Below are 25,685 nucleotides of genomic sequence, written 5' to 3'. Positions count from 1 at the left end.
TTTAGGAGAAAATTTATGGAATTAAAAGAATGGTCTTTAGACTATGTTCACGACCTGGTACATCATGCAAATAACCGGAACATTGCCCGAAATTTGAGAAATATCTTTCCCTACCCCTATACGGAAGAAGATGCTGTGCGCTTTATTAAATTTTGCCAAACGCAAGATTTAAAGAAAACTCGCAACCTTGCAATCGTCATTGACGGTCAAGCGGTGGGCGGTATCGGTATTACAGTAGGATGTGATATGTATGAGAAAAGCGCAGAACTTGGATACTGGCTTGGAGAAGATCACTGGGGAAAAGGGATCATGACAAAAGCTGTAAAACAGATGGTGCAGCTTTCATTCCAGAATCACAATATCATCCGATTATATGCGACCGTCTTTTCTCATAATTTGGGATCATGCAGGATTCTTGAAAAAAACGGTTTTGAATTAGAGGGCGTGTTAAAAAAGGCAGCATATAAGAACGGTAACCTCTATGACAGCAAACTATATGCTTTGTTGCGGTGACCCTGGTCCAAAATCAGTGCAATGCTAAATCAGAGATCTTCGTCTTTTTGGATACTTCGGATAAATTCAGCCGGAGTTACTCTCCGGCTATACCGGGTCGTATGTTATGTCACGACAGGCTTCGTCTGCCTGGTAGGCAAGATGCTCTTCACAGGTTTGAGCTTGTGCAAGCGTCCACACACAGGAAACCTCCAGTCGTCAGAATGGAAGTACAGGGTAAGCTGGTCGGCGATAAAAAACGCGTCACCTTTTGCGTCGCGGGCGAATAGGCATCGCAACCCGTCTATCGAGCGGACTCCGCGCTGTGCCCCATCCCGGAAGCGATGCTTGCTCGTTATACCTAACAGACGCGCGCGTAAGCACATCCTTGTTGAAAGAGTCCTTCAGGACACCAATGAATGTTGTGGGCGTTTTTTACCGTAAGGGCAAACTTTGAGTGCGCATTTGAAGGGGGTAAGGCAGAGATCATCGTCGTCGCGACTGCTTTCCGGACATTTAATTTTCTCTTTCATTTCGCGCCAGACAGAAAGTTTAAGCGTCGTGATATTGTAGACTTTTAGTGGATGATATTCTCCATCAATTTTTATGCCTTCCGCAAAAGGTTCAATTGTTGATCCGGCTGGAATAATGACATCTCCTTCATACCAAATTACCAGTTTGAGCATTTTTAGGCTGACGATGCTGGAAAACGCAATACCAGTATTAGGGCATGCAATTGTGTCAATTACTGTCCACTTCACACTTAACTCCTTTAAGTTACGCACTTCTTGATATCATTTGAAATAGGCTGGTGTAGGCTTGTTTCTAAAAGTAAACAACGTTTCACTATGTTTCAAGGTGATGTAAGTCATTGAAAAACGATCGTTTTTGTTATCTCTTTTTATTTTTCTTTTTAATTCAGCAGGTAAGCGGTAAAAATCTTATTGAAAGCTATACATAACTTTACGTTACTAATTAAAATGCGATCATTTTTTGATCAAATAAAGCGAAGCGGTAAGCTGCAAAATAGAAACGCCGACAGTAATATTTTGTTGGTTCTGATTTACCTCGCCTCAGATGATTCTGGCAAGAAAAATATCGGCGAGAACTATTGGCTATAAAATATTAACACTTAAAATTATGACAGATTGGGTGGTTTTGCCAGAGGGAGAGTAATAATTATGCCTGCTCTGGCTCTTGAGTGGCCATTTCCACAACGCACGATGGAAAGGGGGCGCCTTTGTTGCCGCATTTTTCCTGCTCTCCGGGATTGTAAAATTCCCAATCAGACCTATAGTCCAAAGAGTTGTTTTGTTTACAGGACTGACTAATGCGTTTTAACGGACTGACAAAAGGATTTTTCCTTTTCCTGCTGGTTATGGTGACATGGGCGTTCTTCGATGTTTTGTCACCGTACTTCTCCGCTATCCTTTGGGCTGCGATCCTTACGGTTATTTTTTATCCCATAAAGAACAAATTGCGCGTCGCGCTGGGAGAACGCAATGGTCTGGCGTCACTGCTGACGCTGGGGATTATCTGTCTGATCGTCTTCATTCCGCTGACACTCATCCTCTCCTCGCTAGCCTTCGAACTGAACGTCGTTTACGTCAAGCTACAGAATAATAACGCCCAGTTTCCGGAGGTGATCGCGAGTTTATTTGCCCATATGCCTGACTGGGCGCGAACGTTTCTTGCCGATCACAATCTCGACAGCGCTGCGGAAATCCAACAAAAACTCTCTGAGGTGGCCCTGAAAGGGGGCCAGTATCTGGCAGGTAGCGCGTTTCTGATTGGCAAAGGAACCTTTGGCTTTGCCATCAGTTTCGGCGTAATGCTGTATCTGCTGTTCTTCCTGCTAAAAGACGGGCCTTTTCTGGTGCGTCAGATCCTCGATTCGCTTCCCCTGTCAGACTTTGTGAAGCAGCATCTGTTTGCGAAATTTGCCGGCGTTTCCCGCGCGACGGTAAAAGGTACGGTTGTGGTGGCGATTGTGCAGGGGACGCTGGGCGGGATTGCGTTTTATATTGCCGGAATCGAAGGCAGTATTTTATGGGGCGCGCTGATGGCGTTCCTGTCGCTTATCCCGGCGGTAGGCTCTGCCATTGTCTGGGTGCCTGCGGCCATTTATCTGTTTGCGACGCAGCAGCTGTGGCAGGGCTTTTTTATCGTCGGTTTCTTTATGGTGATTGTCGGTCTGGTGGATAACATTCTGCGACCGATTCTGGTCGGCAAAGACACGAAGATGCCGGACTACCTGATCCTGATCACCACGCTGGGCGGCATGGAAATCTACGGCATTAACGGCTTTGTGATTGGTCCGTTGGTCGCCGCGTTGTTTATCGCCTGCTGGAACATTCTTTCCGGGCGCGATCATGAAGGCAACGCGGAAGAACTGGATAAAGATTTTATCGAGGATGGTATCGCCGACGACCAGAAGCCGGAATAAATCTTTCGTGCCGGATGACGTCCTCATCCGGCTCGGATTTAATGCCCAATGGCGCCTGCCTGCGGAATCAGGCGAAAATAGAGATGTTCTGGCACCGGGCTTTCCCATACGCCTGCCAGCATCGCGAACGCCACGCTGGCGAACATAATCCCTAATACCAGCAGCGTCATCGTCACCCCGGACAGCGCGCCGTGCCGTTTCCCTGTCTCTCCGCCAGGCGTGCGCAGAGAAAAACTCAGGGTCTGGGCGACCGGGCAGGACTCCACGCAGGTCATACAGCCCGTACATTCCACGGTGCGCACCTGGATCAGCTTATCTACCGGAATACGCGACGGGCAGTTTTTCGCGCATTTACCACAGTCAATACAGCGACGGGCATTACGGCGGATTTTGAACGGTGAAAGCAGAGATAACAGCCCCAACAATGCGCCGTAAGGACACAGATAGCGACACCAGGCGTGACGAATAAATAAGCTCAGGACCACCAGCAGTGCGACGCTGAGGAGCGTTATCGTGCCGATATGGCGAAAGAAATCGAGCATTTTGACATCGATAATAATGCCGTAGGCGGACATCAGAAAATACTGTATACCCTGCGCAGGCATCGACAACGAAATAGAGAGAAAAAAGACCAGCAAAAGATACTTTAGTCCCCGCAAGGGAATATCCAGAAACCGGGGAAGGCTGAAATGACGGCCAAAGAGCCGCTTCCCAAGATTGGCGATAAGTTCCGACAGCGTACCGACAGGACACAGCCACGAACAGAAAGATTTTTTCAGCAGCAGGCTGGTTAACATAAAGGCCACCAGTAACAGCATGGCGGCAGCATGAATTGGCGGCAGAAATCCGGTTTCCAGCGTGTAGCGCAGATTCATCAGACCGGCGATAGGTAGCCAGCCTTCAATTCCGCCAGGGCGGGGCAGATACAGGCTGGCTCCGCCGGTTTCGTAATAGCGCACCCAGTAATAAAAGGTCACGCCAATATACCCATTGATCGCCAACATCAGAAACTGCGTCGCTTTACGCCAACTGGTGGCGTTGCGCCAGTCATGCCAGGGGAGTTTACCGCCTGTCGTTCCCGGACGGCGCTGCCAGCGCGTTCGTTTCTTATCGCTCATGGCCCACGGCTTCCCATAAAGTGGTATTCTAGATGCTACTATTCTACGGTGATCCGACAGCGTCAGCGTTGATTTATATCATTGCTGGATAAAAGGGCAGCTTTCGCCGCCCGGAATTTATGGATGGGCAATAAAGCGCGAAAGCCGCTGGCGGAGCAGGCGATTTTCCTGGCGCAAACGCGTATTGTCTTCCAGTAGAGTAAGGGCAACGGCGATACCCGGCCAGTCCAGCGCCAGTTCCTGACGCAGCCGGAGCGCGCGCTGCACCACCGCTGCGGCGCGATCGTCAAACTGCCAGCCGGGAGCGGTATCGTCATACGGTTCAATCACACCCAACCCGACCAGCTCATTCAGTTCCTCTTCCGTGACGCCGGTATGCAGACAAAATTCAGTAACCGTGAAGGTGATGGTGACATTAGCCATTATGCTTTCCCCCAGTCTTTGCGCGGATCAAACCCCGACTGCGCCTCCGCCAACTGCTGCCACAGCGCGCGTGCGCGTTCGTCAGGTTTCGGCGGCATCACAATTTTGATGACCACGTATAAATCACCGGTCTGTTTTTTGCTCACCAGGCCTTTGCCTTTAATGCGCAAGCGCTGCCCGGACTGGCTGCCGGGGGGAACGGTCACCAGAATGCTCTCTTTCAGCGTAGGCACCGCAATTTTCGCACCCAGCGCGGCTTCCCATGGCGCCAGTGGCACCACGATCTCCAGATCCTGATTCACTATGTCAAACAGCGGATGGGGCGCGATATGAATCACCAGCCACAGGTCGCCGTTCGGCCCGCCGTTTTCGCCCGGGGTTCCCTGGCCTTTTAAGCGGATCCGCTGACCGTTGCCCACACCCGCCGGGATTTTTACGTTCAGCGTTTTAGGCATTTCGCGCTCTACCATGCCAAACGCGTTATATACCGGCAGGTTATAGCTGATGGTACGGTTATGTTCCGCCAGCGTTTCTTCAAGAAAGACCGCAACGTCGATTTCGATATCATGGCCGCGGCTGGCGTGACGCTGACGCGTATGCCGCGCTTGCTGACCAAAAATGGAGGAAAAAATATCGTCAAAATCTTCGGCGTTGTAGCGCGGGTTTTCGCCCTGCTGAAACTGACGGTTAAACTGCGGGTCGTTACGGTGCTGCCACAGCTGATCGTATTCAGCGCGGCGCTGCTCGTCGCTCAACACTTCCCACGCCTCGGCAATTTCTTTAAAGCGGGCTTCGGCGTCGGTTTCTTTGCTGACATCAGGATGGTACTTGCGGGCCAGTCGGCGGTAAGCGGTCTTGATCGTCTTGAGATCGTCCGTCGGCTTCACGCCCATGATGGCGTAATAATCCTTTAATTCCATAGCGTTCTCTCGGGTTAATCAATACAGGCTGAAGGGAGCCCTGAAAAGGTGTCACCGTTAAGTGTAGGGTAATCCTCCCGTCGCCGTATGCCAACCTTATGACCCACATAACTTTACAGCCCAACAGTTGCTTATTCCCCGACAGTGGCTAAGATAACTCGCGTCAATGAGTGAGGGTGTAATGGCGAAACGTCAACGGATGGGATGGTGGTTTCTCTGCCTGGCATGTGTTGTGGTGATAGTTTGTACCGCGCAGCGCATGGCGGGCCTGCATGCGTTGCAGATGGACACGGCCACGGCGACGACGGTCGTTTCTGCGCCCTCGTCGGCACCGGATGACGCAACGCCCGTCACGCCGTGTGAGCTCAGTGCAAAATCGTTGCTTGCCGCGCCGCCGGTGGTTTTCGAAGGCGCGATACTGGCGTTTTGTCTACTCCTTGCCCTGCTAACCCCGCGACGGACGGTGCGTTTACCGTTCTTTCCGCAACGCGTTATTTCTCCGCCCGGACTACGGGTCCATCTCCGATTCTGCGTCTTCCGTGAATGACAGACCGGCTGTGCTGCACAGTTAGTTAATCATTCATGGAGAAAAATTATGATTCTTGCATTCAGGCAGGCGTTGTTCTGTCTGTTATTCCTCTGGCTGCCCGTATCCTGGGCGGCAGAGAGCGGCTGGTTGCGTTCCCCGCAGAACGATCATGCCAGCGTACGGGTTCGTGCGGACACCACTGCGCAGGGTGAAACGCGCCTGCTCATAGACGTCAAGCTGGAAAACGGCTGGAAAACCTACTGGCGTTCGCCCGGCGAAGGCGGCATTGCGCCGTCCATCGCGTGGAAAGAGAACTCGCCAGCCGTCAACTGGTTCTGGCCGACGCCCGCGCGTTTTGACGTTGCCGGTATCACCACCCAGGGCTATCACCAGCGCGTCACGTTTCCGTTGCGCGTTCAGGGGAAAGCGCCCGCCACGCTTGCTGGCGTGCTGACGCTTTCTACCTGTAGCAACGTGTGTCTGCTCACCGATTATCCCTTTTCCGTCACGCCATCTTCCCGGGATGCTGGCTTTGCCCACGATTACGCTCAGGCGATGGGGCGCATTCCGTTGGCGCAAGGGCTGACGGATACGCTTCAGGCCGACGCGCGTCCCGGCGAACTGATCGTGACGGCGCAGCGGAGCGCAGGCTGGACGGATCCCGCGTTGTTTCTCGATAGCGTCGGGGAGGTGGATTTTGGCAAACCGCATATTCGTGTTGACGGTGACACGATGCGGGCGACGGTTCCGGTTCACGACAGTTGGGGAGAAGGCGCGCCCGATCTGCGCGGCCAACCGTTGACGCTGGTGCTGGCGGATAACGAGGTTGCGCAGGAGAGTGAACTTACGCCTGGCGATGCGCCCGCCGCGGTCGGCGGCGGGTTACCGCTCTGGCAGGTCGTGCTGATGGCGCTGGCGGGCGGTTTGATCCTGAATCTTATGCCCTGCGTGCTGCCGGTACTGGCTATGAAGCTGGGTTCGGTATTGCTGGTGGAAGATAAAAGTCGCCGGCAGGTCCGTCGCCAGTTCCTTGCTTCGGTGGTCGGCATACTGGCGTCGTTCATGGCGCTGTCGCTGTTAATGACCATTCTGCGCCTGAGCAACCAGGCACTGGGATGGGGAATACAGTTCCAGAACCCGTTGTTTATCGGCGTGATGATGCTGGTCATGTTAGCCTTCAGCGCCAGCCTGTTTGGCCTGTTCACCTTTCGCTTGCCTGCCTCCCTGACGACAAAACTGGCGACCCAGGGCGGCAACGGCCTGGCCGGGCATTTCTGGCAAGGCGCTTTCGCCACGCTGTTGGCGACACCTTGCAGCGCGCCGTTCCTCGGCACCGCAGTGGCAGTGGCGCTGACCGCCTCGTTACCGACGCTGTGGGGGCTTTTCCTCGCGCTTGGCGTGGGGATGAGCCTGCCGTGGCTGCTGGTGGCGATGCGGCCCGGTCTGGCGCAGCGTCTGCCGCGTCCGGGGCGCTGGATGAATGGGCTGCGTCGACTGCTCGGTCTGATGATGCTGGGGTCGGCAATCTGGCTGGCAACGCTGCTGCTGCCGCATCTGGGCTTCTCATCGTCTCCCGCAGAAAAAGAGCGCGTTAACTGGCAACCGCTGAGCGAGCAGGCCATTACCGATGCGCTCGCGCAGCATAAGCGCGTGTTTATCGACGTCACCGCCGAGTGGTGCATTACCTGCAAGGTCAATAAATACAATGTTCTCACAACGCCGTCCGTGCAGGAGGCGCTGGGGCAACCGGATGTGGTTGCGCTGCAGGGAGACTGGACGTTGCCGTCTGATGAGATCACCGCCTTTCTCAACGCACGCGGTCAGGTCGCCGTGCCATATAACCAAATCTATGGCCCCGGCCTGCCTCAAGGGCAGACGCTGCCAACCCTTTTAACCCGCGACAACCTGCTGAAAACGCTGGCAGAAGCGAAAGGAGAGACGCCATGAACTATCTGTTAATACTTTTTTTGTCGCTATTCAGCGCTGTCAGTGTGGCGAAAGAAGCGGCGCCGTTTACGCCTGAACAGGAAAGGCAAATTGAAGCGTTGATTGATGAGGCGCTGTTTAACGATCCGGGCAGTCCGCGCATTGGCGCAAAACAGGCGAAGCTGACGCTGGTGAATTTTACCGACTACAACTGTCCCTACTGCAAACAGCTTGACCCGTTGCTGGAAATAATCGTAAAGACCTATCCCGACGTGGCGGTGATCGTGAAACCGCTGCCGTTTAAAGGTGAAAGCTCGGTGCTGGCGGCGCGTACTGCGCTGACGACGTGGCGTGAGCATCCGGAACAGTTTCCGGCGTTGCATGAAAAGTTGATGCAGAAGCGGGGGTATCATACCGACGCCAGCATCCGTCAGGCGCAAGCGAAGTCGGGGGCGAGTCCGGTCACGCTGGAGGTAAAAAGTCAGGAGACGCTGAGCACTAACCTGCAACTGGCGCGGTTGATTGGCGTACAAGGGACGCCAGCGACAATCATTGGCGATGAGCTGATCCCGGGGGCGGTCTCCTGGGAGGTGCTGAACGAGGTGGTCAAAGAGAAACTGGCGGTGGCGCATGGTCAGTAAACTGCGACGCTGGTTGCGGGAGGGGATTATCCTGCTGGTGCTGCTGGCTGGCGGCACGTTACTGCTTGACGCCTGGCGCGCTCCGCAGGCCCCGCCGTCTTTTGACAGTATGCCGCTGAGGACGCTGGATGGCGAAAGCGTCACCCTGGCCGCACTGAGCGAGGAGCAGCCGCTGCTGGTGTATTTCTGGGCAAGCTGGTGCGGCGTTTGTCGTTTTACAACCCCCTATGTCGCGCGGCTTCAGGCTGAAGGAAAGAATGTGCTCACGGTGGCACTCCGCTCTGGCGACGACCCGCTGGTCGCCCGGTGGCTGGCGCGCAAAGGGGTCTCATTTCCGGTCGTCAACGATGCTAACGGCACGCTTTCCACCCGCTGGGCGGTTAGCGTGACGCCGACGCTGGTGGTGCTGTCGAAAGGGCAGGTTGTCTCGACCACCAGCGGCTGGACCAGCTACTGGGGAATGAAATTACGCCTGTGGTGGGCGGGAATGGATTCGTAGACGTACCCGGGGAAGGGGCAAATATGTCACACCGACAACAGGTTGCGTTTACCTTACGGACAGTGCGTCTCTGAACGTTCAGCACCCGTGAACGCGCAAGGGAGGGTCGCCGCCTCCCTTGCTATCCGGGCGTACGGAGAAGCACAGAACATGAGGCGAACGGAAGCCTTCTGCGAAGGCCCTTATACGGCCTTCACGCGTTTCTGCCAGAATAAGCGGCAGCGTCGAAGTCAATCTTTTTCCGCCGTTTTTGCGGATACCTTCCCGGAAATTTATCAACACTCTGTCACACTGATGGCGCGTAAATAACAACAAGAGGCATAGGGATGAAAAAAACGTTAATTGCCGCCGCAGTGGCTGGGGGCATGTTGGTGTCTGTTGGCGCGCAGGCGCAAACCACACCGGAAGGTTATCAGCTACAGCAAGTGCTGATGATGAGCCGACACAACCTGCGCGCGCCGCTGGCGAATAACGGCAGCGTACTGGAACAGTCGACGCCGAATAAGTGGCCTGAATGGGACGTACCGGGCGGACAGCTCACCACGAAAGGCGGCGTGCTCGAGGTGTATATGGGGCACTATATGCGCGAATGGCTGGCCGCGCAGGGGATGGTAAAGTCCGGCGAATGTCCGGCGTCTGACGCGGTTTATGCCTATGCTAACAGTCTGCAACGCACCGTCGCCACTGCCCAATTCTTTATAACCGGCGCATTCCCCGGCTGCGATGTGCCGGTACATCATCAGGAAAAAATGGGCACGATGGACCCGACCTTCAACCCGGTGATCACCGACGACGCCGCCGCGTTCAGCGAGAAAGCCATCCAGGCGATGCAAAAAGAGCGCGCAGGCATGCATCTCGACGAGAGTTATAAACTGCTTGAGCAGATCACCCGTTACAATACGTCTCCGTCATGTAAAGAAAGACAACGTTGTTCACTGACGGACGAAAAAGATACGTTCAGCGCGACGTACCAGAAGGAGCCGGGCGTTTCCGGGCCGTTGAAGGTCGGTAACTCGCTGGTGGACGCGTTCACCCTGCAGTACTACGAAGGCTTTCCGATGGATCAGGTCGCATGGGGCGAAATCAAAACCGATCAGCAGTGGAAGGTGCTGTCGAAACTGAAAAATGGCTATCAGGACAGCCTGTTTACCTCTGCGGGCGTGGCGCGCAACGTGGCAGCGCCCCTGGTGAACTATATCGACAAGACGCTGGTGACCGATCGCGTTAACGCGCCGAAAATTACCGTGTTGGTAGGGCATGACTCGAATATCGCTTCGCTATTGACGGCGCTCGACTTCAAGCCATACCAGTTGCATAACCAGTACGAGCGTACGCCGATTGGCGGCAAAATTGTCTTCCAGCGCTGGCATGACAGCCGCGCCAGACGCGATCTGATGAAAATCGAATACGTCTATCAAAGCAGTGAGCAACTGCGTAACGCGGATGTCCTGACGCTGAAATCCCCACCGCAGCGTGTGACGCTGGAACTGAAAGGCTGTCCGGTGGACGCCAACGGGTTTTGCCCGATCGATAAATTCGACGCGGTTATGAATGCGGCAGCAAAATAAGAGAGGTTCCCCCGCGAATGCGGGGGAAGTGGGGTCAGACGTTTTTGCGTTCGATGGTTTGCTCGCCCCAGAAGAGCGAATCTTTATCCGTTTTATCAAAGGCTTTGATCAGGACTTCATCACTGCCTTCTTCCCAAATTTTCTCGGCCAGTTTCTCATCGTATCCGGCCACTTCAAAGATGGCCTCGGCTATTTCCGGCGACGTATTGCGCAGACTTGCCCATTCACCGACGCGGTGCGCTTTTGCTTCTTGAGTTGGCATGCTTATCCTCCTGTTGAAGACTAGCCGTTGAGCTTAACGGCCAGACCGGCAACGTATTCACCCTGATAGCGAGCGATTGAAAGTTCTTCCTGGCTTGGCTGGCGAGAGCCGTCACCGCCGGCGATAGTCGTCGCGCCGTACGGCGTTCCGCCACGAACCTGCGAAACATCAAACAGTTCCTGGGCGGCATAGCCGATAGGCACAATGACCATCCCATGATGGGCAAGTGTAGTCCATGTGGAGGTAATGGTCTGTTCCTGGCCACCGCCGGTACCGGTGGAGCTGAACACGCTGGCGAGTTTGCCGTACAGCGCGCCAGAAGCCCAAAGGCCGCCCGTCTGATCGAGGAAGGTGCGCATTTGTCCCGACATATTGCCAAAGCGCGTTGGGGTACCAAAAATAATGGCATCATAATCAGCCAGCTCCTGCGGCGTGGCGACGGGGGCGTTTTGGGCTTTGCCGCCTGCTTTGGCGAAAATTTCAGGTTGCATGGTTTCTGGCACACGCTTAACCACCACTTCAGCGCCGTCGACTTTGTTTGCGCCTTCTGCAACCGCGTGCGCCATTGTTTCGATGTGTCCGTACATGGAATAATAAAGCACCAGAACTTTAGCCATTTGTCCTACTCCTCGCGTTAACCGTGTCTGTAGCGATTCGCTACCCTTTATAAAGATATGCCGTCACGCCCAGAGTGCAAATATCGCCACCATTTCTTTGATTTATAACAATTTTCACTGAAATGGCTTTTGTAGCAAAATGATACATTTTCTGCCGGTGAGTTTTTTTTAATCATAAGAATGGCTTATTGATTGTTCGCGGCGATTATTGCCGATAACGGCGGATAGCTGTTGCAGGATATTACGATACGCTGGCTGAAATGCCCGTATTGCCTAAGCTTAGTATCACGTAGCGAAAATGATGTCACCGGTCATACGTTGCGTGAGGAATCACTCCTCAAAACCTATGCAATATGATGTCTAATCAATGACGGAGGTCAGTAATGGCAAACCATCGAGGCGGTTCCGGTAATTTTGCCGAAGACCGTGAAAGAGCATCAGAAGCAGGTCGTAAAGGTGGTCAGCACAGCGGGGGGAATTTTAAAAATGACCCGCAGCGTGCATCTGAAGCAGGTAAGAAAGGGGGCAAGAGCAGCGGCGGTAACCGCAAAAGCTAGCGTGACCCCACCCTGAAGACCATCATGCAACGCGTTAATGAACATGACTAACGCCGAGGTGATGAAACCACCGCCGCCGGAATTTTCCGGCGGTTTTTTTTGCCGGTACGGTTGAACTGTCTCTTAACCCCCCGCAGACTAAGCGCCATTATTTTTATTCGGCAGGTGAATAACACCCTGAACGAACGGACAGGAGAGGGGCATGGCGCAGGGGGCTGTAAACAAAAGTGGTAAACGCTCGCGGGCGGTTAGCGCGAAACGTCAGGCTATTTTAACGGCGGCGTTAAACACCTTTTCCCAGTATGGTTTTCATGGCACGCGCCTTGAGCAGATCGCCGAGCAGGCCCGGGTATCGAAAACCAATTTGCTTTATTACTACCCGTCTAAAGAGGCGCTTTATGTCGCCGTGCTGCGGCAGATCCTCGACATCTGGCTGGCGCCGCTCAAAGCGTTTCGCGAGGATTTCGCACCGCTGGAGGCCATAAGCGAATACATTCGCCTGAAGCTGGAGGTTTCCCGCGATTACCCACAGGCGTCGCGGTTATTCTGTATGGAGATGCTGGCGGGCGCGCCGCTATTGATGGCCGAACTGACCGGGGATCTGAAAGCGTTAATTGATGACAAATCCGCGCTGATTGCCGGATGGGTCAACAGCGGCAAACTGGCGCCGATCGATCCGCATCATCTGATCTTTATGATTTGGGCCTCGACCCAGCATTACGCCGACTTCGCGCCGCAGGTTGAAGCAGTAACGGGCGCAACGCTGCGTGATGAGGCCTTTTTTGATCGGACGGTGGCGAACGTCCAGCGCATGATCATCGAAGGGATCCGCGTTCGTTAGCCTGCTGGCGGCAACGGGCAGCTCATGTCACCTTCTTCACATTGCAGCAGCGAGGCGAGAAACGCTTCGCGCTCGATGGTTTTATCCGCCAGACACTGATTAGCGATCATCACCTGGGCGCTTCCGCCTTCGGTACCGGAACTGATCAGCGCGCAGTCGGCGTCCCGCACCGCAATCCACGCGGTTTGCGCCTTTTTCAGCAGCGCTTGTTGCGCGGGCGCCGCGCGTTTAAGCGCGTGCTGGTAAGTATCGTTGAGCTTTTTATCCGCCGTCTGATATTGCGTAATAGCACAGGCGTTCATGTCGGCCTGGGTTGTGGCGTTCGCACACTCATCGGCCAGCGCGTTTGCGCACAGCAGCAGCGTCGCGCCTGCGATAACGATTCTTTTCATCCTTTCCTCCGTATTAAAAAGCCGGATGCGCTGTGCATATCCGGCCTACGGTTGAGACATAGCCCCGGTAAGCGTAGCGCCACCGGGGGGATTCTACACGATTAACCGATTGTCATCAGGCTGGCGTTACCGCCTGCGGCGGCGGTATTCACGCTTAGCGACCGTTCGATATACAGCCGTTCCAGCAGGATATTGCTTTCGCCACGGGCAAAGCCCTGCACGGAGATAATCGCGCCTTCGCGGGCGGCGACCGCTTCACACAGTGCGCGAAGCTGATCGGAATCGCCATGGAAGATCACCGCGTCAAATGGCTGCGAAGTCAGGCTGTCGGCTTTCGCAAACTGAATACGGGCGGTAACCGCTGCGGGAAGCCGTTTTGCCAGCTCGCGGTGGAACGCATCGTCTGGCCACAGGATCAGACTGCCAACCGAGGTGACCGCCGCCAGTTGCGCCAGTGCGTCCTGTTCCTCATCGGCAATACATAATACCTGTTCGCGCGGCAGCAGCGTCCAGGTATTGCGCTCGCCGGTGGGACCCGGCAGCAGACGCTGTGTTCCCGCCTGCGCCAGTTCGCCAAATTGCTGGCAAAGCTGATGCAGCTCGGGGCGATCGCGCGCCCAGTCGCGTAGCGCCGTCAGCGGCTCCGTTAGCACGGCCTTAAGCTGAGCGTCAACCGGGTACTCCGCATCCTGACGCGCCAGGGTGATCGACAGCGCGTTTTCCGGACGGTGGGCCAGCAGGCGATACAGGTACAACGGTCCACCCGCTTTGGGGCCGGTGCCGGACAAGCCTTCGCCGCCGAACGGCTGAACCCCGACCACCGCGCCCACCATGTTACGGTTGACATACAGGTTGCCCACATGCGCTGAGCCGGTAACCTGGGCGATAGTTTCATCAATGCGAGTATGGACGCCCAGAGTCAGGCCATAGCCGGAAGCGTTAATCTGCTTAATCAAGGTCTCCAGGTTATTGCGGTTGTAACGCACCACGTGCAGTACCGGGCCGAAGACCTCTTTTTCCAGTTCGTCAAAACTTTCAAGCTCGATAAGCGTGGGCATCACAAAAGTACCGCTCTGCCACTCGCGGGCGTCATCGCTGTTTTCACGCACCGCCTGGAACACCGGACGGCCTTTTGCACGCATTGTCTGGATGTGACGTTCAATGTTGTTTTTTGCTTCTTCGTCAATCACCGGACCGATGTCCGTGGTCAGACGACCAGGGTTGCCCATCCGGCATTCGGCCATCGCGCCGCGCAGCATTTTCAACGTATGGTCAGCAATGTCATCCTGCAGGCATAGTACACGCAGTGCAGAACAGCGCTGACCGGCGCTGTCAAACGCCGAGGCCAGCACGTCGACAACCACCTGTTCGGTGAGCGCCGAGGAGTCCACGATCATCGCGTTCATGCCGCCGGTTTCGGCGATCAGCGGAATCGGGCGTCCCTGCGCGTCCAGTCGGGTGGCGAGAGTGCGTTGCAGCAGTGTCGCCACTTCCGTTGAGCCGGTAAACATCACGCCGCGCACGCGGCTGTCAGCGGTCAACGACGCCCCCACGGTTTCCCCGCGTCCTGGCAGCAGTTGTACCACGCCCGGCGGTACGCCCGCTTCCAACAGAATTGCGACGCCCTGAGCGGCAATTAGCGGGGTCTGCTCGGCGGGTTTCGCCAGCACGCTGTTGCCCGCGGCCAGCGCGGCGGCGATTTGTCCGGTGAAGATCGCCAACGGGAAGTTCCACGGGCTAATACAGACCACCGGACCCAGCGGACGGTGCGTTTCGTTGTCGAAATCATCGCGTACCTGACCGGCATAGTAATGCAGGAAGTCCACCGCTTCGCGGACCTCAGCGATCGCGTTGCTGAACGTTTTCCCGGCTTCGCGCACCAGAATGCCAATTAAGTGCTGCATCTGGCCTTCCATCAGCACCGCGGCACGATGCAGGATCGCCGCGCGTTCTTCCGGCGGGGTCGCGAACCAAATGGGCGCGTTGTTAACCGCGCTTTGCAACGCCAGCTCCACTTCCGCCTCATTCGCTTCACGCACATAGCCGACGATGTCCTTCGGTTCGGCAGGGTTAATTACCGGGCGCATTTCCCCTTCAGCAACCGCATCTTCGAGCATCGGCTTCGCCTGCCATTTCTGCAACGCGCTGTTGAGCAGGGCAGAGGAGAGGGACGCCAGACGGTGTTCATTGGCGAGATCCAGACCGGCGGAGTTGTCGCGGCCTTTGCCGTAGAGATCGCGCGGCAGCGGAATTTTCGGATGCGGCAACCCGGTTTGGCCTTCCTGCTGCGCCAGCTTCTCCACGGCTTCTACCGGATCGGCCACCAGCTCATCCAGCGGCAAGGTGGTGTCGGCAATGCGATTAACAAACGACGTATTCGCGCCGTTTTCCAGCAGACGACGCACCAGATACGCCAGCAGTGTTTCATGGGTGCCCACCGGGGCGTAAATGCGGCAAGGACGATTCAGTTTGCCGTCGGCCACTTTTCCGGTGACCTGTTCATACAGGGGTTCGCCCATGCCATGCAGGCACTGGAATTCATACTGGCCCGGATAATAGTTCTGTCCCGCAAGCTGATAGATGGCCGCCAGCGTGTGGGCGTTATGCGTCGCAAACTGCGGGTAGATAAGATTAGGCACCGCCAGCAGCTTTTTCGCGCAGGCCAGGTAAGAAACATCGGTGTACACCTTACGGGTATAGACCGGATAGCCTTCCAGACCTTCCATCTGCGCGCGTTTGATCTCGCTGTCCCAGTAAGCGCCTTTCACCAGGCGGATCATCAGGCGACGGCGGCTGCGGGTGGCCAAATCGATCAGGTAATCAATCACAAACGGACAGCGCTTCTGGTAAGCCTGAATCACAAAGCCAATCCCGTTCCAGCCCGCCAGCTCTGGTTCAAAACACAGTTTTTCCAGCAGGTCTAAGGAGATTTCCAGACGGTCGGCTTCTTCTGCGTCAATATTGATCCCAATATCGTACTGACGCGCCAGCAGCGTCAGGGACTTCAGCCGCGGATAGAGTTCTTCCATCACCCGATCGTATTGCGCGCGGCTGTAGCGCGGGTGCAGGGCGGAGAGCTTGATGGAGATCCCCGGTCCTTCATAGATGCCGCGACCATTGGACGCTTTACCAATCGCGTGGATCGCCTGCTGGTAAGAAACCATATAAGCCTGCGCATCGGCAGCGGTCAGCGCGGCTTCGCCGAGCATATCGTAAGAGTAGCGGAAACCTTTCTCCTCCAGCTTGCGGGCGTTCGCCAGGGCTTCGGCGATGGTTTCACCGGTCACGAACTGCTCGCCCATCAGACGCATCGCCATATCCACGCCTTTGCGGATCAACGGTTCGCCGCTTTTGCCGATTATGCGGTTCAGCGAGCGAGAAAGATTGGCTTCGTTATGGGTGGAAACCAGTTTGCCCGTGAACAGCAACCCCCAGGTGGCGGCGTTGACAAACAGCGACGGGCTACGACCAATGTGTGAATGCCAGTTTCCGTTGCTGATCTTGTCACGGATCAGGGCGTCACGCGTTGCTTTGTCCGGAATACGCAGTAGCGCTTCCGCCAGACACATCAGGGCTACGCCTTCCTGCGAAGAGAGGGAAAATTCCTGCAACAGTCCCTGAACCATCCCGGCGCGACCGCTGGCGGTTTTCTGGTTGCGCAGTTTATCCGCCAACTGATATGCCAGCTTGTGCGCTTGTTCGGCGACCGGCTGCGGCAAACGCGCTTGTTCCATCAGCATGGAAACGGCGTCGGTTTCTGAACGACGGTACGCTGCGGTAATGGCGGCGCGCGAAACCGACTGCGGCAGGATCTGCTCGGCAAATTCGAGGAACGGCTGATGGACGTCTTCCTGCGCGGCAGACGGTTCATCGCCTTCGTTTGCCGCGCCTGCCAGCAACGCCGGAAGCTCCGGTAACGCGTCTTCATTTTCCAGCTTTTCCAGATAATTAAAAATGGCCTGCTTGATCAGCCAGTGCGGGGTGCGATCAATGCGTGTGGCCGCCAGCTTAATTCGTTCACGCGTGGCGTCGTCCAGTTTAACCCCCATCGTGGTGGTTCCCATGCCGTCTGCTCCTGTTATTCGGTAATGTCCTGCGATTAGTTATCGAGAAATATCCACTATGTTGCAACTTTGTGCAACCACGTTAAATGTGACCTGCATAACAAGCATAAAAATGAATGAATTGTTAATAAAAGAAAGCGCTATGACCGCAGCGAAAAGAATAACGGTATCTTTTTCTCTGCGGCACTTAACACTTTTAAAAGGTGCAACCGTAAAAAATGTGAGAGAGTGCAACCTGCAAGAAAATAGTATTCATCTGCAATAAAAATTGATGTAAATGGTGTGTTAAATCGATTGTGAATAACCCGCGCTTCCGGCAGGATACGGTCGCCTGGCAAATACAACATGCTCTGTCACGTTCCGGCAGAGCAATAAAACAGTAAAGTTTGGAGAATTTATGGCAATTAGCACACCGATGCTGGTGACATTCTGCGTATATATTTTTGGCATGATATTGATTGGCTTTATCGCCTGGCGTTCAACCAAGAACTTTGATGATTATATTTTGGGTGGTCGCAGCCTCGGCCCCTTCGTCACGGCGTTATCCGCAGGCGCTTCGGATATGAGCGGCTGGCTGCTGATGGGCTTACCTGGCGCGATTTTTCTTTCCGGTATTTCGGAAAGCTGGATTGCTATCGGTTTGACATTAGGCGCATGGATTAACTGGAAGCTGGTTGCCGGACGCCTGCGCGTGCACACGGAATACAACAATAACGCCCTGACGCTGCCGGATTATTTCACCGGTCGCTTTGAAGATAAAAGCCGGATCCTGCGCATTATCTCCGCGCTGGTGATCCTGCTGTTCTTTACGATTTACTGCGCGTCCGGGATTGTGGCCGGCGCGCGTCTGTTTGAAAGCACATTTGGCATGAGCTATGAAACCGCTCTGTGGGCAGGCGCGGCGGCGACCATCTTGTACACCTTTATTGGCGGATTCCTGGCAGTAAGCTGGACCGACACTGTACAGGCCAGCCTGATGATTTTCGCACTGATCCTGACCCCGGTAATGGTGATTATCGGCGTTGGCGGCTTTGGCGAGTCGCTGGAAGTGATCAAGCAAAAGAGCATTGAAAATGTCGACATGCTTAAAGGACTGAATGTTGTGGCCATTATTTCCCTGATGGGCTGGGGGCTGGGCTACTTCGGTCAGCCGCATATTCTGGCGCGTTTTATGGCGGCGGATTCCCACCACAGTATCGTTCACGCACGGCGCATCAGTATGGCCTGGATGATCCTCTGCCTGGCGGGAGCGGTAGCGGTCGGCTTCTTTGGCATCGCATACTTTACTAACAATCCGGCGCTGGCGGGCGCGGTGGATCAAAACGCTGAGCGAGTGTTCATTGAGCTGGCGCAAATCCTGTTTAATCCGTGGATTGCCGGTATTCTGCTGTCCGCGATTCTGGCGGCGGTGATGTCCACGCTCAGCTGCCAACTGTTGGTCTGTTCCAGCGCGATTACGGAAGATTTGTACAAGGCGTTTCTACGCAAAGGGGCAAGTCAGCAGGAACTGGTGTGGGTCGGGCGCGTGATGGTGTTGGTGGTGGCGCTGGTGGCGATCGCCCTGGCTGCCAATCCGGACAACCGCGTGTTGGGTCTGGTGAGCTACGCCTGGGCCGGTTTTGGCGCCGCGTTTGGTCCGGTCGTGCTGTTCTCCGTCTTGTGGCCGCGAATGACCCGCAACGGCGCGCTGGCGGGGATGATTATCGGCGCAGCCACCGTTATCGTCTGGAAACACTTTGGCTGGCTGGATCTGTACGAAATCATTCCTGGCTTTATCTTTGGCAGTATCGGGATTGTTATCTTCAGTCTGCTGGGGAAAGCGCCGTCGTCTGCCATGCTACAACGCTTCGCTGAGGCGGATGCGCACTATCACTCTGCGCCGCCGTCGCGTTTGCAGGAAAATTAATCGTTAGACATTCTTTGCCGCGAGACCTTCTGCAGGTTCCGCCCAACGACTTTCCAGGCCCGCTCAAAGCGGGCCTTTTTATCACCGCCCATTTACCCAACGGCACGTATTCTTACCTCGCTAAGTGTTTACATTCAGACATCATTCTCATGACATTCCGCTTGAATTTTTATTTTGCGTAATGATAATCACTATCACTCTAATTTACTTTTCTTTGCATTAATTGACTGACAATAACGTTAAGGGTGCCCGGCATGTTTGTTCCGTTTCTGATTATGTTGCGTGAAGGGCTGGAAGCCGCGCTGATTGTCAGCCTGATAGCCAGTTACCTGAAGCGAACCCAGCGGGGGCGTTGGATCCGTGCAATGTGGGTTGGCGTTATTCTCGCCGCCGCGCTTTGTCTTGGGCTTGGGGTTGTGATTAACGAGACAACCGGCGAGTTTCCACAAAAAGAGCAGGAACTGTTCGAGGGGATAGTGGCGGTGATTGCGGTCGCGATCCTCACCTGGATGGTGTTCTGGATGCGGAGAGTATCGCGCAACGTCAAGGTGGCGCTTGAACAGGCGGTGGACAATGCGCTGCAACGCGGCAATCACCAGGGCTGGGCGCTGATCCTGATGGTCTTTTTTGCAGTAGCGAGGGAAGGGCTGGAGTCGGTCTTTTTTCTGCTGGCCGCGTTTCAACAGGACGTGGGTATCTGGCCGCCGGTAGGGGCGCTGCTGGGGCTGGCCACTGCCGTGATCCTGGGCTTCTTACTTTATTGGGGCGGTATTCGTCTGAATCTGGCAGCCTTCTTTAAATGGACCAGACTGTTCATTTTACTGGTGGCGGCAGGTCTGGCGGCGGGCGCGATCCGCGCCTTCCACGAGGCGGGGCTGTGGAATCACTTCCAGGACGTTGCGTTTGATATGAGCGCCGTTCTGTCGACACATTCATTGTTTGGCACCCTGATGGAAGGCATTTTTGGTTACCAGGAAGCGCCAAGCGTTAGCGAGGTGGCGGTCTGGTTTATCTACCTGATACCGGCGCTGGTGCTGTTTGTATTGCCGCCGCGTACAGGCGCAACCGCGTCAGGCATCACGTCCTAAGGCAGTGCGACGCAAATTTTTAATTAGTTACAACATACTTTAAAGGGATGGTCATGACGAAAAACTTCCGCATGAGTGCGCTGCTGCCTGGCATGGCCGCGCTTTTCGCTTCCGCCTTGTCGGCGCATGCCGCCGATGTGCCGCAAGTGAATGTGACGGTAACCGATAAACGGTGCGAGCCGATGACGCTTACGGTGAACGCCGGTAAGACACAATTTATCATTCGAAACCACAGTCAGAAAGCGCTGGAATGGGAAATCCTTAAAGGGGTGATGGTGGTTGAAGAGCGCGAAAATATCGCGCCCGGTTTCAGCCAGAAAATGACCGCCAATCTGCAGCCGGGCGAATATGAAATGACCTGCGGCCTGCTGACCAATCCCAAAGGGAAGCTGGTTGTTAAAGGCGCCGCTAGCGTTGAAGGAGCGCAAAGCGACGCGCTGTTACGTCTGAGCGACGCCATTAGCGAATACAAAGCCTATGTCACCGCCGAAACCGCGCAACTGGTGTCCGGGACAAAAGCCTTTACCGATGCGGTGAAGGCAGACGACATGAATAAAGCGAAGTCGCTGTATGCGCCGACGCGGCAACATTATGAACGTATTGAACCGATTGCCGAACTGTTCTCCGATCTCGACGGCAGCATTGATGCCCGCGAAGACGACTACGAACAGAAAGCCGCTGACCCGAAATTCACCGGTTTTCACCGTCTGGAAAAGGCACTGTTCAGCGACAATAGCAATAAAGGTATGGCGCAGTACGCCGACGGGCTGTATACGGACGTGCAGGATCTGCAAAAACGCATCAGTGAACTTGCGTTCCCGCCGTCCAAAGTGGTGGGTGGGGCTGCGGCGCTGATTGAAGAAGTGGCCGCCACCAAAATCAGTGGCGAAGAAGAACGCTACAGCCGCACCGATCTGTGGGATTTCCAGGCCAACGTTGATGGCGCGCAGAAAATTGTCAACCTGTTGCGTCCGCAGTTGCAGGATGCAAACGCCGAACTGCTGGCGAAGGTGGATGCTAACTTTAAAAAAGTCGATACCATCCTCGCGAAATACCGCACCCCGGACGGCTTTGAAACCTACGACAAGCTGACCGGGGTTGACCGTAACGCCCTGAAGGGACCAATTACCGCGCTCGCGGAAGATCTCGCGCAGCTACGCGGCGTACTGGGACTGGATTAACCGCGATGCAGGACGATGACAAAACCGGCGTGAGCGAGCCGTCACGCCGACGTTTACTGAAAGGGATGGGCGCTCTTGGCGGCACACTGGCGCTGGCCGGCGGATGTCCGGTCGCTCATGCGCAAAAAACGCGCAGCGCCCCGGGGACGTTAGCGCCGGATGCCCGCAACGAGAGGCAGCCGTTTTATGGTGCGCATCAGGCCGGGATCCTGACGCCACAGCAGGCGTCGATGATGCTGGTGGCTTTTGACGTCCTGGCGAGTGAAAGGGCCGATCTCGAACGTTTGTTCCGTCTGCTGACAAAGCGCATTGCCTTTCTGACTCACGGCGGTCCTGCGCCGGATACGCCTAACCCCCGTCTGCCGCCAATGGACTCGGGCATTCTTGGGGCCTACATTGCTCCGGATAACCTCACCATGACCTTGTCGGCGGGTTATTCGCTGTTTGATGCGCGTTTCGGCTTGCAGTCACACATGCCGACATCGCTACAAAAGATGACCCGTTTCCCCAATGACTCGCTGGACGCCGCGCTGTGTCATGGCGATTTGCTGTTGCAGATTTGCGCCAATACTCAGGATACGGTGATACATGCCCTGCGCGATATCATTAAGCACACGCCGGATCTGCTGAGCATTCGCTGGAAGCGGGAAGGGTTTATATCCGACCACGCGGCGCGGAGCAAAGGGAAAGAGACGCCTGTCAATTTACTGGGTTTCAAGGACGGTACGGCAAACCCGGACAGCCGCGATGACAAACTTATGCAGGCGGTGGTATGGATTACCTCAGATCAAAATGAACCTGCGTGGGCGTTTGGCGGCACTTATCAGGCGGTGCGTCTGATTCAGTTCCGCGTAGAGTTCTGGGACCGGACGCCGCTTAAAGAGCAGCAGACAATTTTTGGTCGCGACAAGCAGACGGGAGCGCCGCTGGGAATGCGGCACGAGCATGACGTGCCCGACTATGCCAGCGATCCGGACGGGAATGTGATTGCGCTGGACAGCCATATACGTCTTGCCAATCCACGCACGCCGGAAACCCAGTCCAGTCTGATGATGCGCCGTGGCTACAGCTATTCCCTCGGGGTGACGCCTTCCGGTCAACTTGATATGGGACTCTTGTTTGTCTGCTATCAGCACGATCTCGAAAAAGGTTTTCTGGCAGTGCAAAAGCGTCTGAATGGGGAAGCGCTGGAGGAGTACATAAAGCCGATTGGTGGAGGCTACTTCTTTGTTTTTCCAGGCGTGAAGGATCCGGATCATTATCTTGGCCAGTCGCTCCTTGAAGCCTGATACTGTCACCCTGTCCACGGACAGGGCTGACGGCGCGGCTTAAAAAAATAGTTTTTTTGTATGATCCGATTTTTGAAATAATTTTGTAATATGCTTGTAAGAGACTGTTGCCAACATCAAAAGTGAATTCAGTTAATATTGTGTAAATATATTGTTGCAATATTAATAAATTCTGATGTACTTAAAAGTAAGAGCGGTAGTTCCCGGCGGTGATGAACATTCACTATGGAGATCGCGGATGGTAAGGTCCTGTACTGGACAGCTTGTTGAACATCAATGCACTCTCTTTCGCGGACGTCTTTCCTCCGGTTGCCCCCTCGTCACCGCTAAATTTCTCTCACCCCTCCTTTTACGATGTCATACGGACGCCATTGTCGGTGCGCGTAGCCGTGCGTGGCGTCTTTTCGAAAGGCAAGTCATGGCTTACAAGGAAGCCAACCCTCAGATGTTTGTGCGCATAATCGCGCTGCCAACGGCGCGTGTGATGAATACCAACAACTCAAGGTGCTATCCATGGGAAGACAAAAAGCAGTGATCAAAGCTCGTCGTGAGGCAAAACGTGTGCTGAGACGGGACTCGCGCAGTCATAAACAGCGTGAAGAAGAATCGGTCACCTCGCTTGTGCAGATGAGTGGCGTAGAAGCGATCGGCATGGCGCGCGACAGTCGCGACACCACGCCAATCAAGGCGCGTAATGACGCTCAGTCGCAGTACCTGAATGCTATCGAGAGTAAACAACTGATTTTCGCCACGGGCGAAGCCGGGTGCGGTAAAACCTGGATCAGCGCGGCAAAAGCAGCAGAGGCCCTGATACATAAGGATGTTGACAGGATCATCGTAACCCGTCCAGTTCTGCAGGCCGACGAAGATCTCGGCTTCTTACCTGGGGATGTAGCGGAGAAGTTTGCCCCGTATTTCCGGCCTGTTTACGACGTGCTGGTTAAACGGCTCGGGGCATCCTTTATGCAATATTGCCTGCGACCTGAAATCGGTAAGGTAGAAATCGCGCCGTTCGCCTATATGCGCGGACGTACATTTGAAAATGCGGTGGTCATTCTCGACGAGGCTCAGAATGTCACTGCTGCGCAAATGAAAATGTTTTTAACTCGCCTCGGGGAGAACGTGACGGTCATTGTGAATGGGGATATCACCCAATGCGATTTACCCGCGCACGTTCAGTCTGGATTAAGCGATGCGCTGGCGCGCTTCAGTGAAGATGAAATGGTCGGCATTGTCCGCTTTGGCAAAGAGGATTGTGTGCGCTCGGCGCTGTGCCAGCGAACACTCAATGCTTATAGTTGAAAAAGTACGTTGTGTTCAGAGCCCGGGGAAACCGGGCTTTGTTTTTCATCGCATGCGACGTGCGCATATCAGTTCGCCTGCTTTTTCATCATGCTGAGGATAAAAAGCAGCGCGGCGCATAACACCACTGACGGACCGGCGGGAGTATCGTAGAGCGCGGAGAAGGTCAGGCCGCCTGTCACCGCGATCATGCCTGCTACCACTGCTACCGCGGCCATTTGTTCCGGCGTGCGGGCAAACCGTCGCGCGGTGGCGGCGGGAATAATCAACAAGGACGTAATAATCAGCGCACCCACGAACTTCATCGCCACGCCGATGGTTAGCGCGGTGACCAGCATCAGCAGCAGCTTCACGCGCTGCAACTTCACGCCATCGACGAACGCCAGGTCGGGACTGATGGTCATAGACAATAAATTCCGCCACTGCCAGCCGAGGATCCCCAACACAATCACCACGCCAATGGCGATGGAAAGCAAATCCTCCGGCGTCACGGCCAGCAGGTCGCCAAACAGATAAGCCATCAGGTCAACGCGAATATTTGACATCAGACTGACCACCACCAGGCCAAGCGACAACGCGCTGTGGGCCATAATGCCAAGCAGTGTGTCGATGGCGAGGTGAGGGCGTTTTTCCAGCCACACCAGGCCTGCCGCCAGCATCAGGGTTACAACAATAACCGCGTAGAACGGATTAACATTCAGCAGAAGCCCGAAGGCCACGCCCAACAGCGACGCGTGGGCCAGCGTATCGCCGAAATAGGACATCCGGCGCCAGACAACAAACGAACCTAACGGGCCAGCCGCACAAGCCAGCATGATCCCGGCCAGCCAGCCGGGCAATAACAATTCAATCATGAGTGACCATTTCCCCGGCGCAGCACAATACGACCCTGTAAGTCGTGGCGATGATTATGGTGATGGCGGTAAATCCCTAACTGTTCAGCGCCACGAGGGCCAAACATCGAGATAAATTCCGGGTGCATGGAAACGATTTCAGGCGTTCCTGAACAGCAGATGTGGTGGTTAAGGCACAGCACTTCGTCGGTTTTCGCCATCACCAGATGCAGGTCATGGGAGACCATCAGCACTGCGCAATCCAATTCACGACGCAATTGGTCGATAAGATCGTACAGCGCGACCTGACCATTGACGTCCACGCCTTGTGTCGGCTCGTCCAGCACCAAGAGCTGCGGCTGGTTCAGCAACGCGCGGGCCAGCAGAACGCGCTGGGTTTCACCGCCGGACAGCTTTTGCATCGGCGCGTCGATAAGATGGCCTGCCTGCACGCGCTTCAGCGCTGGCAGGATATCTTCTTTGCGGGTCGCGGGACGCAGGCGTAAAAAACGATTGACCGTGAGCGGCAAGGTGGTGTCGAGATATAATTTTTGTGGGACGTAACCGATACGCAATTTTCCGTTGCGCTTGATCACCCCTTCGTCCGGCGCTACCAGACCGAGCACAACCCGGACCAGGGTCGATTTACCGGCGCCGTTAGGCCCAAGAAGCGTTAAAATTTTGCCGGGTCTGAGCTCGAGCGACACGTCAGAGAGTACGCGGCGCTGCCCGAAAGAGACCGAGACATTTTCCAGTGATACCAAAGTCGTCATGTCAATTTTAGTCTTGCA

General features: G+C 55.1%; 24 protein-coding genes. 14 read left to right on the top strand and 10 right to left on the bottom strand.

All coding sequences use genetic code 11. From position 1 onward, the window contains the following. Positions 1 to 15 precede the first annotated feature (15 nt). On the top strand, positions 16 to 513 hold the full coding sequence (locus OGY07_RS22410) for a GNAT family N-acetyltransferase (protein WP_199956157.1): 498 nt from the start codon (positions 16 to 18) through the stop codon (positions 511 to 513). Positions 514 to 896: 383 nt separating this feature from the next. On the opposite strand, the gene iraM is transcribed toward OGY07_RS22410, so the two are convergent. After that, complete coding sequence (iraM, locus tag OGY07_RS22405; protein ID WP_042287946.1) at positions 897 to 1,253, bottom strand: anti-adapter protein IraM; 357 nt, start codon at positions 1,251 to 1,253, stop codon at positions 897 to 899. A gap of 569 nt (positions 1,254 to 1,822) precedes the next feature. Here iraM and OGY07_RS22400 point away from each other — a divergent pair. Beyond that, positions 1,823 to 2,938, top strand: coding sequence for an AI-2E family transporter (locus OGY07_RS22400; protein ID WP_205611880.1), 1,116 nt, complete (start codon positions 1,823 to 1,825; stop codon positions 2,936 to 2,938). A gap of 38 nt (positions 2,939 to 2,976) precedes the next feature. On the opposite strand, the gene OGY07_RS22395 is transcribed toward OGY07_RS22400, so the two are convergent. The 3 genes from OGY07_RS22395 to cbpA all read right to left on the bottom strand — a co-directional run bounded on the left by OGY07_RS22395 (position 2,977) and on the right by cbpA (position 5,399). After that, positions 2,977 to 4,056, bottom strand: a complete 1,080-nt coding sequence (locus OGY07_RS22395) for a 4Fe-4S binding protein (RefSeq protein ID WP_060569572.1) — start codon at positions 4,054 to 4,056, stop codon at positions 2,977 to 2,979. 117 nt (positions 4,057 to 4,173) lie between these two features. Then, the gene (gene cbpM, locus OGY07_RS22390; RefSeq protein ID WP_042287937.1) at positions 4,174 to 4,479 is read right to left on the bottom strand and encodes a chaperone modulator CbpM; all 306 of its coding nucleotides are present in this window, start codon (positions 4,477 to 4,479) and stop codon (positions 4,174 to 4,176) included. Continuing rightward, complete coding sequence (gene cbpA / locus OGY07_RS22385; protein WP_199956152.1) at positions 4,479 to 5,399, bottom strand: curved DNA-binding protein; 921 nt, start codon at positions 5,397 to 5,399, stop codon at positions 4,479 to 4,481. The genes cbpM and cbpA overlap by 1 nt, the downstream gene beginning before the upstream one ends. 181 nt (positions 5,400 to 5,580) lie before the next feature. Between cbpA and OGY07_RS22380 the strand changes: the two genes are divergently transcribed. The 5 genes from OGY07_RS22380 (at position 5,581) to agp (ending at position 10,562) form a co-directional block, all read left to right on the top strand. Continuing rightward, the gene (locus OGY07_RS22380; RefSeq protein WP_042288212.1) at positions 5,581 to 5,946 is read left to right on the top strand and encodes a hypothetical protein; all 366 of its coding nucleotides are present in this window, start codon (positions 5,581 to 5,583) and stop codon (positions 5,944 to 5,946) included. A 48-nt stretch (positions 5,947 to 5,994) separates the two neighbouring features. Beyond that, positions 5,995 to 7,875, top strand: a complete 1,881-nt coding sequence (locus OGY07_RS22375; RefSeq protein ID WP_286603243.1) for a cytochrome c biogenesis protein CcdA — start codon at positions 5,995 to 5,997, stop codon at positions 7,873 to 7,875. After that, positions 7,872 to 8,495, top strand: a complete 624-nt coding sequence (locus OGY07_RS22370; RefSeq protein WP_286603241.1) for a DsbA family protein — start codon at positions 7,872 to 7,874, stop codon at positions 8,493 to 8,495. Before OGY07_RS22375 ends, OGY07_RS22370 begins: the two co-directional genes overlap by 4 nt. Continuing rightward, complete coding sequence (locus OGY07_RS22365; protein WP_286603239.1) at positions 8,485 to 8,994, top strand: protein disulfide oxidoreductase; 510 nt, start codon at positions 8,485 to 8,487, stop codon at positions 8,992 to 8,994. The genes OGY07_RS22370 and OGY07_RS22365 overlap by 11 nt, the downstream gene beginning before the upstream one ends. Positions 8,995 to 9,320: 326 nt before the next feature. Continuing rightward, complete coding sequence (agp, locus tag OGY07_RS22360) at positions 9,321 to 10,562, top strand: bifunctional glucose-1-phosphatase/inositol phosphatase (RefSeq protein ID WP_286603237.1); 1,242 nt, start codon at positions 9,321 to 9,323, stop codon at positions 10,560 to 10,562. A gap of 34 nt (positions 10,563 to 10,596) precedes the next feature. Here agp and OGY07_RS22355 read toward each other — a convergent pair whose 3' ends face one another. Continuing rightward, a complete protein-coding gene (locus tag OGY07_RS22355; protein WP_042287915.1) occupies positions 10,597 to 10,824 on the bottom strand; it encodes a YccJ family protein in 228 nt (75 codons plus the stop codon). Positions 10,825 to 10,844: 20 nt separating this feature from the next. After that, on the bottom strand, positions 10,845 to 11,441 hold the full coding sequence (gene wrbA / locus OGY07_RS22350; RefSeq protein ID WP_042287913.1) for an NAD(P)H:quinone oxidoreductase: 597 nt from the start codon (positions 11,439 to 11,441) through the stop codon (positions 10,845 to 10,847). Between the two features lie 383 nt (positions 11,442 to 11,824). Between wrbA and OGY07_RS22345 the strand changes: the two genes are divergently transcribed. Beyond that, positions 11,825 to 11,998: a con-10 family general stress protein gene (locus tag OGY07_RS22345; RefSeq protein WP_042287910.1), complete on the top strand. Its 174-nt coding sequence runs from the start codon at positions 11,825 to 11,827 to the stop codon at positions 11,996 to 11,998. Between the two features lie 202 nt (positions 11,999 to 12,200). Then, the gene (gene rutR, locus OGY07_RS22340) at positions 12,201 to 12,839 is read left to right on the top strand and encodes an HTH-type transcriptional regulator RutR (RefSeq protein WP_042287908.1); all 639 of its coding nucleotides are present in this window, start codon (positions 12,201 to 12,203) and stop codon (positions 12,837 to 12,839) included. Here rutR and OGY07_RS22335 read toward each other — a convergent pair. Together OGY07_RS22335 and putA are read right to left on the bottom strand one after the other, a co-directional pair. Further along, positions 12,836 to 13,231 (bottom strand): lysozyme inhibitor LprI family protein, encoded by a 396-nt coding sequence (locus tag OGY07_RS22335; RefSeq protein WP_286603230.1) that lies wholly within the window; start codon positions 13,229 to 13,231, stop codon positions 12,836 to 12,838. The two genes, rutR and OGY07_RS22335, sit on opposite strands and share 4 nt — an antisense overlap. A gap of 101 nt (positions 13,232 to 13,332) precedes the next feature. Further along, positions 13,333 to 17,295 (bottom strand): trifunctional transcriptional regulator/proline dehydrogenase/L-glutamate gamma-semialdehyde dehydrogenase, encoded by a 3,963-nt coding sequence (gene putA, locus OGY07_RS22330; protein ID WP_286603228.1) that lies wholly within the window; start codon positions 17,293 to 17,295, stop codon positions 13,333 to 13,335. A gap of 397 nt (positions 17,296 to 17,692) precedes the next feature. Between putA and putP the strand changes: the two genes are divergently transcribed. From putP to phoH, 5 genes are all read left to right on the top strand, one after another. Continuing rightward, positions 17,693 to 19,201: a sodium/proline symporter PutP gene (putP, locus tag OGY07_RS22325; protein WP_042287900.1), complete on the top strand. Its 1,509-nt coding sequence runs from the start codon at positions 17,693 to 17,695 to the stop codon at positions 19,199 to 19,201. Positions 19,202 to 19,455: 254 nt separating this feature from the next. Further along, on the top strand, positions 19,456 to 20,289 hold the full coding sequence (gene efeU, locus OGY07_RS22320; RefSeq protein WP_286603227.1) for an iron uptake transporter permease EfeU: 834 nt from the start codon (positions 19,456 to 19,458) through the stop codon (positions 20,287 to 20,289). A gap of 53 nt (positions 20,290 to 20,342) precedes the next feature. After that, the gene (efeO, locus tag OGY07_RS22315) at positions 20,343 to 21,470 is read left to right on the top strand and encodes an iron uptake system protein EfeO (protein WP_286603225.1); all 1,128 of its coding nucleotides are present in this window, start codon (positions 20,343 to 20,345) and stop codon (positions 21,468 to 21,470) included. Positions 21,471 to 21,475: 5 nt separating this feature from the next. Next, the gene (gene efeB, locus OGY07_RS22310) at positions 21,476 to 22,759 is read left to right on the top strand and encodes an iron uptake transporter deferrochelatase/peroxidase subunit (RefSeq protein ID WP_286603223.1); all 1,284 of its coding nucleotides are present in this window, start codon (positions 21,476 to 21,478) and stop codon (positions 22,757 to 22,759) included. Positions 22,760 to 23,272: 513 nt separating this feature from the next. Further along, positions 23,273 to 24,061, top strand: coding sequence for a phosphate starvation-inducible protein PhoH (phoH, locus tag OGY07_RS22305; RefSeq protein WP_042287889.1), 789 nt, complete (start codon positions 23,273 to 23,275; stop codon positions 24,059 to 24,061). A gap of 68 nt (positions 24,062 to 24,129) precedes the next feature. On the opposite strand, the gene znuB is transcribed toward phoH, so the two are convergent. After that, complete coding sequence (znuB, locus tag OGY07_RS22300; protein WP_042287886.1) at positions 24,130 to 24,915, bottom strand: zinc ABC transporter permease subunit ZnuB; 786 nt, start codon at positions 24,913 to 24,915, stop codon at positions 24,130 to 24,132. Further along, a complete protein-coding gene (gene znuC, locus OGY07_RS22295; protein ID WP_042287883.1) occupies positions 24,912 to 25,667 on the bottom strand; it encodes a zinc ABC transporter ATP-binding protein ZnuC in 756 nt (251 codons plus the stop codon). Before znuC ends, znuB begins: the two co-directional genes overlap by 4 nt. Positions 25,668 to 25,685: the final 18 nt, after the last annotated feature.

This window comes from Citrobacter sp. Cs237 (assembly GCF_030332325.1).
GTDB classification, from domain to species: Bacteria; Pseudomonadota; Gammaproteobacteria; order Enterobacterales; family Enterobacteriaceae; genus Citrobacter_A; species Citrobacter_A sedlakii.
The sequence above is the reverse complement of the archived record's forward strand: the minus strand, read 5'-3'. Positions and strand labels throughout refer to the sequence as shown.